8 protein-coding genes and 1 pseudogene are annotated in these 10,469 nt (G+C 31.5%); 6 read left to right on the top strand and 3 right to left on the bottom strand.

Going from position 1 to position 10,469, the window contains the following annotated elements:
- A pseudogene (locus tag ACVC2P_RS15650) lies at positions 1 to 352 on the bottom strand (A/G-specific adenine glycosylase); the annotation flags it as partial.
- Between the two features lie 139 nt (positions 353 to 491).
- Here ACVC2P_RS15650 and ACVC2P_RS15645 point away from each other — a divergent pair.
- Both ACVC2P_RS15645 and ACVC2P_RS15640 read left to right on the top strand, forming a co-directional pair.
- Positions 492 to 782 (top strand): HU family DNA-binding protein, encoded by a 291-nt coding sequence (locus ACVC2P_RS15645; protein WP_452599393.1) that lies wholly within the window; start codon positions 492 to 494, stop codon positions 780 to 782.
- 401 nt (positions 783 to 1,183) lie between these two features.
- The gene (locus ACVC2P_RS15640; RefSeq protein WP_452599392.1) at positions 1,184 to 2,728 is read left to right on the top strand and encodes an Rne/Rng family ribonuclease; all 1,545 of its coding nucleotides are present in this window, start codon (positions 1,184 to 1,186) and stop codon (positions 2,726 to 2,728) included.
- Positions 2,729 to 2,795: 67 nt separating this feature from the next.
- Here ACVC2P_RS15640 and ACVC2P_RS15635 read toward each other — a convergent pair whose 3' ends face one another.
- Together ACVC2P_RS15635 and ACVC2P_RS15630 are read right to left on the bottom strand one after the other, a co-directional pair.
- The gene (locus tag ACVC2P_RS15635) at positions 2,796 to 3,365 is read right to left on the bottom strand and encodes a hypothetical protein (protein ID WP_452599391.1); all 570 of its coding nucleotides are present in this window, start codon (positions 3,363 to 3,365) and stop codon (positions 2,796 to 2,798) included.
- Between the two features lie 87 nt (positions 3,366 to 3,452).
- Positions 3,453 to 6,890, bottom strand: coding sequence for a hypothetical protein (locus tag ACVC2P_RS15630; protein ID WP_452599390.1), 3,438 nt, complete (start codon positions 6,888 to 6,890; stop codon positions 3,453 to 3,455).
- A gap of 210 nt (positions 6,891 to 7,100) precedes the next feature.
- Between ACVC2P_RS15630 and ACVC2P_RS15625 the strand changes: the two genes are divergently transcribed.
- The 4 genes from ACVC2P_RS15625 to ACVC2P_RS15610 all read left to right on the top strand — a co-directional run.
- The gene (locus ACVC2P_RS15625) at positions 7,101 to 7,862 is read left to right on the top strand and encodes an exodeoxyribonuclease III (protein ID WP_452599389.1); all 762 of its coding nucleotides are present in this window, start codon (positions 7,101 to 7,103) and stop codon (positions 7,860 to 7,862) included.
- Between the two features lie 25 nt (positions 7,863 to 7,887).
- A complete protein-coding gene (locus ACVC2P_RS15620; protein WP_452599388.1) occupies positions 7,888 to 8,844 on the top strand; it encodes an OmpA family protein in 957 nt (318 codons plus the stop codon).
- Between the two features lie 36 nt (positions 8,845 to 8,880).
- The gene (locus tag ACVC2P_RS15615; RefSeq protein WP_452599387.1) at positions 8,881 to 9,918 is read left to right on the top strand and encodes an aldo/keto reductase; all 1,038 of its coding nucleotides are present in this window, start codon (positions 8,881 to 8,883) and stop codon (positions 9,916 to 9,918) included.
- A gap of 188 nt (positions 9,919 to 10,106) precedes the next feature.
- Positions 10,107 to 10,469 (top strand): choice-of-anchor J domain-containing protein (locus tag ACVC2P_RS15610; RefSeq protein ID WP_452599386.1); only part of this gene is annotated, 363 nt, incomplete at its 3' end.

Below are 10,469 nucleotides of genomic sequence, written 5' to 3'. Positions count from 1 at the left end.
CTGTATAATCGCCTACTCCTTTTAATTTTATAATCTCACTATAAGTATTAGGAAACACACCTCCTAACTCAAAAACAATATATTTTGCAGAGGCATGTAAATTTCTAGCTCTAGAGTAATAACCTAAACCTTGCCATAATTTTAAAACAACACTTTCATCTGCGTTAGCTAAATCGTAAATTGTTGGAAATTTAGCGGTAAATGCGTTGTAATATGGCAGTCCTTGTTTAACTTGAGTTTGTTGTAAAATGATTTCTGAAAGCCAAATATAATAAGGGTTTTGCGTATTTCGCCAAGGCAAATTTCGCTTATTAACTGAATACCAGCTTGTTAAAGTTTTAGATAAATTCATTTTTAAAAAAAATACGAATAACAAAAGTAATCGTTTATTGTATTAAATTTTAATGAATTAGGTTTGAAATATTGAATATTAAATTCCTATATTTGCCCACCCTTAAAATTAATAGTAACACAAATAAAAGGTAAAGAGAATGACTAAAGCTGATTTAGTGTCAAAAATTTCTGAGAAATTAGGAATTGAAAAAGGAGATGTGCAAGCAACGGTTGAAACGTTCATGGAAGAAGTAAAAACATCTTTAGAGAGCGGAGACAATGTATATCTAAGAGGTTTTGGTAGTTTTATAATTAAAACTAGAGCCGAAAAGACTGGTAGAAATATTTCTAAAAACACAACAATTAAGATCCCAGCACACAATATCCCTGCATTTAAACCTGCAAAAGTATTTGTAGAAGGTGTAAAAACCAATGTAGACGTAAAGTAAAAAGTATTAAAACGAATTATTAATTTAAAAACCGACATCTTATGCCAAGTGGTAAAAAAAGAAAGAGACACAAGGTTGCAACGCATAAGCGTAAAAAGAGAAGACGCGCTAATCGTCACAAAAAGAAAAAATAATTCAAAAAAGTAGTTTTTTAAACTACTTTTTTGGTTTGTTAAAAACAATGTTCTTTGAAATTGAGTTTAATGTATTAATACGTAAAACCTTGCGTATTTGTTAAGCTCACCGGATTTAGAAAATCCTGTGAAATACCTTAGTAAAAAGTTAATCTTAAACTACCAAGGTTAATTAAGGTATTCTATCTGGTAATTGCGATGCAATTAGTAGATAAAAAATAATGTATAATCCATCTGTACTTAATTGTATGGATAAAAATTAACGAAATGGATAGAGAATTAATTATTCGATCTAGTTCACAAGCTGTTGATTTTGCCTTATTAAAAGATGGAAAACTTATTGAATTGCATAAGGATGAAGATAGTAACAACTTTTCTGTTGGTGATGTGTTTATTGCCAAAATTAGAAAAGCGGTTCCTGGCCTAAATGCTGCATTTGTTAATGTAGGTTACGAGAAGGATGCATTTTTGCATTATCACGATTTAGGACCAAAAATATCGACTCTTTTAAAATTCACAAAACGTGTAAGCACAGGTAAATTAAATGACTTTTCTTTAAAAGACTACCCATTTGAAAAAGATATTGATAAAGATGGCAAAATTGCCGATATCTTAAAATCAAATCAATCAATGTTAGTACAAATTGTAAAGGAACCTATTTCTACCAAAGGCCCTAGAATAAGCTCTGAGCTTTCTATAGCTGGTAGATATATTGTATTAGTTCCTTTTTCAGACCGTATTTCTGTTTCACAAAAAATAGAAGATAGAGCTGAAAAAGACAGGCTAAAGCTTTTAGTAAAAAGCATTACACCAAAAGGTTTCGGCGTAATTATACGAACAGTAGCCAAAGGCAAAAAAGTTGCTGAGTTAGACAAAGATTTACAAAATTTGCTAGGTCGTTGGACCGCAATGTGTAAAAAATTGCATAAAGCTCACCACCCTACAAAAGTTTTAGGTGAATTAAATAAAGCCTCTTCTATATTAAGAGATATTTTTAACGACTCGTTTACTGGTATTCACGTAAACGATGAAGAGCTTTATATTCAAATTAAAGAGTATGTGCAAAATATTGCACCAAAGAAAGAGTCAATAGTAAAACTACATCAATCTAAAATTCCGCTTTTTGAAAAATTTGGAATAGAAAGACAAATAAAAACAGCTTTTGGAAAAACTGTTTCTATGGCAAAAGGGGCCTATTTAGTAATAGAGCATACTGAAGCACTACATGTTATTGATGTAAATAGTGGGAATAGGTCTAATAAATCTAACTCGCAAGAAGATACAGCTATGGAAGTTAATTTAATTTCTGCTACAGAAGTCGCAAGACAGCTTCGCCTTAGAGATATGGGCGGTATTATAGTAGTAGATTTTATAGATTTAACTAATGCTGAAAATAGAAAAAAACTCTTTAATCATCTTCGTGAAGAAATGAAAGATGATAGAGCCAAACACAAAATATTACCTCCAAGTAAGTTTGGATTGATTCAAATTACGAGACAAAGAGTAAGACCTGAAATGAACATTAAAACCCGTGAGGAAAACCCTAATGGAGAAAATGGAAGTGAGGTTGAAGCACCAATTGTATTGGTAGAAAAAATTACTCAACAGCTCGAACAATTATTTAAAAAAGACTATAAAAAGATATCTTTAAACACGCACCCTTTTATAGCAGCCTTTTTAACAAAAGGTTTTCCATCTATACGTTCAAAATGGTTTTTTGAACACAAAAAATGGGTCAAAATTATACCTAGAGATGCTTACACATATTTAGAATATCATTTTTTTGACAAAAATGGTAACGAAATCAAATAACTTAAAAAAACGCCTAAACAATTATTGTTTAGGCGTTTTTTGCTTTATGTAAGTATTCGTTACTTAATTAAAAACGATATCCTATGTAAAAATCTCCTTTAACAATAGCTTCAAATTCACTACCATTTAATAGGTTTCTACCGCCTCCTAACTTAATTTCAAAAACAAAGCCTGCAGAATTAATCCATTTTTTACCTAATGCTAACCCAATGGAAATGTCGAAAAAACTCTCGTCTTTTTCTCTAAAACTACCGCTATCGTCTTCAATATAATCAACCTGATAATTTTTCCCTCCAAAAAATGAAGTGAATCCTTCTACAAAAAAGCCTTTTGCTCCGTAATCTTCTTTAGTTTGAAAATACATTCTATAGAAAGGTGTTAAAGAATAATTCTCAGGGTATTCGTTATCTGAATTTAAATTTAAAAGTATAGCTGCACCAAAACCTCTATTACTGTCTTGAACATATTCGTAAACACCTTCAAAAATTGGTCCTGCTAGAAGTTTAATAGCACCTAGCCTTACTTCGTGCTTTTTGTCTGTTATAGTTATTGTTTCTGGTTCAGTTTTAGTGTCTTGAGCCGTAGCACTAAATAATGATAAAAGTGCTGTAATAAACACTAATGAATATTTTTTCATAAGTTGATTTTATTTTAATTATTAAGAATTATTCTAAATAAAGATACATTAACTTGAAAAAGGTTGCGTTAAAAATTCATAAAAAAGTTAGAAATAGGCTTTAAGCTGTACGTTTCCTGTATGTATGGTTTTACTAGTTTCTGTTTTTCTTCCTTGGTAATTTAAGTTAAGGTCTAAAAATTTAGTTAGCTTTTTCTGTGCTAACAAACTCCAAGTTAAGTTTTTACCAGACTGTAACCCTTCTAATATTTGGTAACCTACAGGTGAATTTGCATTGCCTGTAAATATATTAGAAAACACATTAAACTCTCCAGATATTGCCGTTTTTTGATTTTTTGAAAAAGCAAAAGATGTACCGTATTTTTGTTGCTTTAAGGTTTCTAAGCCTCCAATGGTATTGGTTTTATTTGTGTATTGATAAAAGATATCAAAACGTGTATTATCATTTAATAAATAAGATAGCTTAGGGTTTAAACTTTGCTCGTTTATTTTAAAGTTTTTAGTAGAAAAATTTTCACTCTCACTCTTATTTTGGTCTAAATTGGCAAGCATATTTACCAACCAACTTGCTCCTAATTTATGATTAAAGTTTAATTGGTGACTTTTTAAAGCGTTTGCAATAAAACCAACAGTGAGTACATTTCTAGATTCGTTATTTAAATATGTATAAGACGTAGTGTAATGCTGTTTCCCTCTATTAAAAAAGAGCACATTTCTAAAATTAAGCTGAAGCCCTAATTGGTTTTCTTCATCTTTTTCAAAAGGGTTTATATTAAACGTATTGCCTTCTCTTTTTATCTTCCTATCTATTAAATACGAGCTTTGGTTGTAAAAATGAGACCAAAAGCGCTTACTTTTACTATTAGAATTAATCCAATCTGATGGATTAAGGGTTAATGTTTGGCTTAGTCTGTTTTGATGTGTTTTTATAAATACTTGGTTAGGTAGTAAAACACGTATATAACTTCCTTGATCTTGAAACTGTGCAATTTCAAATTCTTCAATTTCTTGTATTCCATTTCCATTATAGTCAAACCAAACATAGGCACCTTGTCCAGGCTCGACTTCTACGTATGTAAAGTCTTGTTGTGGCAAAGTTCCAGAATTGGTTTCGTATACGGTATTCCATTGTATAAAATTCTTAAAAAAACGCTGATTGTATTGTAGTCTAGAATTAAGTGACTGCTCATCTGTTTCTTCTTCAATAGCATTATCTAAAGTTCTATAGTTAACATATAACGCTAAGTTAGAACGGTCGTTTTTAATTAATCTAGATTTTAAATAATATGTGTTAGAAGTGTTTACTCGTTGTAATTGGTTATTTCTTACACTATCGTTTACGCGATATTTATAACCAACTTCACCAAATATTTTGGTACTATCTCCCACTCCAAAAAACCCTTCGTACGCATTAAATTTTTGTGATAATGCTGTTAAATCTCCTGTTGTTTTTTCTTTTTGTTCATTATTTTCTGTAGCAAACCTAGCACCTACCCAGCTTTTACTTAAATTATATATTGCAGTGTTAGACGAACGTAAAAACGTAGATGTATTTAATGTAGAATTAGCTTTTAAGTAACTTGATTGCGAACGAACAACAAACTTACTAAATAACAAATTTGCCAAAACATTATGTTTATTACCGTTAAACCCTTCAGAATAATTTAAGTGTTCAAATTTATAACTTGCAATACCTTTTTTAGCATGAAATAGTTTAACGCCAGAGGTTAACAATGCTTGATCTCCTAAGTTTTCAACAATTTGAGTACCACTTACTGGTGGCTCTAAATTCCAATCTCTATTAAATTCAGGATTATAAAGTCCTTCAATATTTCTAAAATCTCTATTTATATAATCGCCATCTACAAAAGTGCTCAAATTCCAAAGACTATCTTTTTTAATAAGTGCTTGTTCTGCATTAAGTTTTATGGCGTAACCATCGTTATCATCATCATTTAAATCTGAAAATAGGTTTAAATCATTTTTACTCCCAGCTATTTCAAAGTTAATAGTTGTTTTTTCCGAAGGTGTATAGCTTCCATTAACAACAGCTATTTGCAATTTGGTTGGTGCTACTAGTTGTACTATGGGCGCAAAGTTTCCCTGAGGTACGCCAGCAATTGGTGGTACATATTCGTATATGTTATTAATTGCATTTATACTACTTAAAACATAATCTCCTACATTATCTCCCACTTTGGTAAAACGCACACTAAATAAAGTATCATCAGGATTGTTAGAAAACACAAATGCTTCAACGCCATTAATAATTTCCTTTTTGTATAAAATTCTGTTTTCATTAAAGGTTTCTTCTACACTAGAATCTCCTACCATTTGTGTAGTATCGTCTCCGGCATTACTTAATATTTCAACTTGTTCCGTAGATAAGTTTTGTTGTAACGGATTGTTTTTTGCATCATTTTCAGAATATACTGTAGCTCCAATTTTTAGTTTATCACTCGTATAATTTCCTCCTCCATAAGCTACTAATCTAGAGTAATTTCTATCACTAAATTGATAATCTACAGTAATACGCATTTCGGAGGTGATAGGAAATGTTGAATTAAAAATAATCTCACCAGCATTATAATCTATTATATAATCTTCACTTTCACCCCGTTCTAAAACAATACCGTTTACATAAACTGTTTCACTACCAGAAACAATTAACACGAACAATTCTCCATTTGTTCCTTGTAATTTATACGGGCCTTGGTTACCTTCTTGTGCTGTAAATTGACTCGTGGTAAACTGCCCTCTTACTAACGCTCCTGAAGCAAATAAATTAGTACTAGCATCTTCATCACCTAAATTAGCACGTAATGACAATCCTTGTACACGTTTAGAAAAACTAGCAAAGTAAGAATTCTTGTTTTCTAAATCTATATCTCCTGCTCTAATATTCCATTTATCGCTAAATACCTCAATAAACACTTGATCGAATTCATCTAGTTTTTGAGAATAACCACTCTCTTGCAAAGGAATATTAGCATCTTGTATAGAAGCCCTAAGCGAAACTTTATCATTTAATTGCCCCGTAATTTGTAAATCGAGCTCACTATTTAATACCGAATTTTGATTATTACCAATGGTTACTCCCCTAGAAATACTACCAGAAGTCGTTAATCCATCAAAAGGAGCGAACTCTTTTTCTACATTTGGTCTGGATATTTTATATATTTTATTAAGCTTATCATTGTTTTCAACAATAACTGCTTCATCAAATTGCTGATAGGTTTTAGTAAGAAATTTAGGGTACTTTAAATAGTTTATAACAATAGAATCTGTTGCAATGGGCTTCTTAAAAGAAACTATTGCTTTTGCAAAATCTACAGTGTAAAATGTAGAATCTATAACAGTTTTATCTTTACGTTCTATAGAAAAATTATTAGGGTTTATACTTACACTGTCTATAACAATACTAGAAGATACTGCAACTGTTTTACGCTTATAATTAGAATCTTGTTCTTGAGCAAAAACAGAAACGCCTATAAGCAATATAAAAAGTGTAATTATAAATTTCATTTAGGACTCTTAAGTCTTTATTTTCATCCTTTTCTACTTTAATTAGGATGATAATTCTCTTTCATTAAATACAATAAAGCATGTAATATACTATGGTTAACTAAAAACTTTCAAATATATTTTGTTAATAGTTTTCGTTAAAACTGTTTTAATTTAATAGTGTAAATGTAAAGCATTATTTATTTTAGCTAAAATTACTTCAAAACTAACATGAAAATAATCTCATACAACGTAAATGGTATACGAGCTGCATTAAAAAAGGGTTTTATAGAGTGGCTAAAAGGTGCTAACCCAGATGTTATTTGTTTGCAAGAAACCAAGGCAATGAAGGAGCAATTAGACTTGTCTCTTTTTGAAGCTGCTGGTTACAAATACAACTATTGGTATAGTGCACAAAAAAAAGGATATAGCGGCGTGGCTATTTTAAGTAAAATAGAGCCCAACCATGTAGAATACGGAACAGAAATAGAAACCATGGATTTTGAAGGCAGAAATATTCGTGCCGATTTTAATGGCGTCTCTATAATGAGTATGTATTTACCTTCTGGAACAAACTTAGACAGACTAACCTTTAAGTTTAATTACATGGACCAAATACTAGACTATGTAAACAATTTAAGAGAAGAAATACCCAACTTAGTTGTTTGTGGAGATTATAATATTTGTCATGAAGCTATAGACATTCACAATCCAAAAATGAAAGGCGTATCTGGTTTTTTACCAGAAGAGCGTGAATGGCTTGGAAATTTTATAAACAGTGGATTAATTGATTCTTTCAGGTATTTAAACCCAGAACGCGTAGAGTATAGCTGGTGGAGTTATCGTGCCAATGCTAGAGCCAATAACAAAGGATGGCGCTTAGATTATGCCATGGTTACAAAACCATTACAAGATAAAATAAAACGAGCAGTAATATTAACAGAAGCTAAACATAGTGATCATTGCCCTATATTACTAGAACTAGAAGATTAAACCCCAAATAGAAAAAAATATACAAATGAAAAAAATACTTGCCATAGCATTAGTTATAACTAGTTTAACCGCATGTGTATCTCCTAAAGTTTATAAAGAATTAGAAGATAAATATGTAGATTTAAAAAAGGAAAATAGAAATTTACAAGACGAAAACGAAGCTTTATTACAAGCTAAAAACGAAACAGAAAACGAATTAGCCAAGCTTAAACAAGAGTATGCAAATGCGGTAGCAAAACGAGATCAATTACAAAACGATTACAATGCTACAAAATCTAAATTAGAGAACCTTAAAGCCTCTTATGATGCTTTAGAATCTAATAGTTCTTCTGCAATTGCAGCTAACACAAAAAAGAACAGAGAATTATTAGCACAATTAGAAGCAAAAGAACAAGCACTAGCAGCAGAAAATTCTAGATTAGAAGCTTTAAAGAAACAATTAGAAGACCGTTCGCAGCGCGTTGCAGAACTAGAAAGTGTTATTGCGTCTAAAGATGCTGCAATGACAGATTTAAAAAATGCAATCTCTAAAGCATTAACAGATTTTGAAGGCAAAGGCCTTACTGTAGAGCAACGCAATGGAAAAGTATACGTTTCTATGGAAAATAAATTATTATTTAATTCTGGTAGTTGGGCTGTTGGTACAGAAGGTAAAAAAGCAGTTAAGCAATTAGGAACCGTACTAGCGGAGAACCCAGAAATAGCAGTTTTAATTGAAGGGCATACCGATAATGCTCCTTTTAAAGGCTCTGGACAGCTCTCTGGAAACTGGGATTTATCTACTAAACGAGCAACAGCTATTGTTAAAATTTTACAAGAAAACGCTAAAATAAATGCCGATAATTTAACCGCAGCAGGAAGAGGAGAATTTGCCCCTATCGCCTCTAATGACACACCAGAAGGAAAAGCAAAAAACAGAAGAATTGAAGTTATTTTAACACCAAAATTAGATGAGCTTTCTAAGCTTTTAAATAAGATGTAATAGAACTAACACAAGTTAAATAATTTTACCTCAATAATGAAATATACAACACTACCAAATACAGATATAAAAGTTAGCAAAATATGCTTAGGCTCTATGACATGGGGTAACCAGAATACAGAAGCCGAAGGACATGAACAATTAGATTATGCTTTTAACAATGGTGTTAACTTTATAGACACAGCGGAGTTATATCCTGTTCCAGCAACAGCAGAAACCTCTGGGCGTACAAGTAAAATTATTGGAACTTGGTTAAAAAAAACAGGACACAGAGATAAAGTTGTAATAGCATCAAAAATAGCTGGTCCTGGAGATTACACAGCACATATTCGTACAACAGGATTTAGCCCTTCTGCAATTAATGAAGCTATAGATTTAGAATTAAAAAGACTACAAACAGACTATATAGATTTATATCAGTTACATTGGCCAGAACGTCAAACTAACACCTTTGGTGTTAGAGACTACAACCATAACCCTAATGATGCTTGGCAAGATAATTTTAACGAAGTACTGCACACATTAGATAATGCTATTAAAACTGGAAAAATACGTAACATAGGGCTATCTAATGAAAAAGCATGGGGTACAATGCGTTATTTAGAAGAGTCTAAATACAATAAGTTAGCTAGACCAATTACCATACAAAATGCTTATTCATTACTTAATAGAGTTTTTGAAGGAGATATGGCAGAAATTGCCATTAGGGAGAATATTGGTTTACTAGCCTATTCTCCTATGGCTTTTGGCGTATTATCTGGTAAATATATAAATAATACCGCTAGCGACAATGCACGTTTAAAATTGTTTCCAAGATTTGCTAGATATAGTAGTGAACAAGCCACAAAAGCTACAAAACAGTATTTACAATTAGCAGAAGATAATAATTTATCTTTAGCACAAATGGCATTAGCCTTTGTAAATCAGAGACCTTTTATTACCAGTAATATAATAGGAGCAACCTCGATAGCGCAATTAAAAGAAAACATAGATAGTATTAATATCGAGTTAACCTATAACCTTCTAGAAAAAATAAATACAATACACCAAAATAATCCTAATCCAGCACCTTAACATATCCCTATTTAACAGATAGGAGTAATAAATTTACATTAAACTAACAATTGTTAGGTATTTTAATTAATTACACGTCCTTTTGTCGTTAAAAAATGTATTTAATCTATAATTAAAACATTTAACTGTTTAGCCATGGGTTTTTTTTTAGTTTTAGAACATTAAAAACCAAAATAAACCTTAATATAATGAAAAAGATTACCTTACTGTTAATTTTACTTTCATTTAGCTTTTCGCTTAGCGCGCAAACTTACTTGCAAGAAAATTTTGATACAGAAATCCCTGCTTCTTGGACCATTACAGATGAAGGGGCTGCCACAGGAGACTCATGGGCCTCTGGACAACAAGGCGGTTTTAACGACCTTGATGGTACGGCTGGAGCTTTTGTTGATAGTGATGCCAATGGAAATGGTACACAATTAATAGAAACGCTAACCTCACCAGTTTTTGATACCACTGGAGCCGTTGGTCTATTCCTAGACTTCGATCAGTTTTACAGATCTGGAGGGTCAGATAGTGGTATTGTAGAAGTGTACGATGGAACGAATTGG

The sequence above is a fragment of the Pontimicrobium sp. MEBiC01747 genome, from assembly GCF_053601635.1.
Note: the sequence above shows the minus strand (reverse complement) of the source record. Positions and strands in the feature narration are given on the sequence as shown.

What these genes read in the sequence shown, in the direction of transcription:
- ACVC2P_RS15645 (WP_452599393.1), top strand. Translation starts at nt 492, where the DNA reads ATGACTAAAGCTGATTTAGTGTCAAAAATTTCTGAGAAATTAGGAATT.
- ACVC2P_RS15640 (WP_452599392.1), top strand. Translation starts at nt 1,184, where the DNA reads ATGGATAGAGAATTAATTATTCGATCTAGTTCACAAGCTGTTGATTTT.
- ACVC2P_RS15635 (WP_452599391.1), bottom strand. Translation starts at nt 3,365, where the DNA reads ATGAAAAAATATTCATTAGTGTTTATTACAGCACTTTTATCATTATTT.
- ACVC2P_RS15630 (WP_452599390.1), bottom strand. Translation starts at nt 6,890, where the DNA reads ATGAAATTTATAATTACACTTTTTATATTGCTTATAGGCGTTTCTGTT.
- ACVC2P_RS15625 (WP_452599389.1), top strand. Translation starts at nt 7,101, where the DNA reads ATGAAAATAATCTCATACAACGTAAATGGTATACGAGCTGCATTAAAA.
- ACVC2P_RS15620 (WP_452599388.1), top strand. Translation starts at nt 7,888, where the DNA reads ATGAAAAAAATACTTGCCATAGCATTAGTTATAACTAGTTTAACCGCA.
- ACVC2P_RS15615 (WP_452599387.1), top strand. Translation starts at nt 8,881, where the DNA reads ATGAAATATACAACACTACCAAATACAGATATAAAAGTTAGCAAAATA.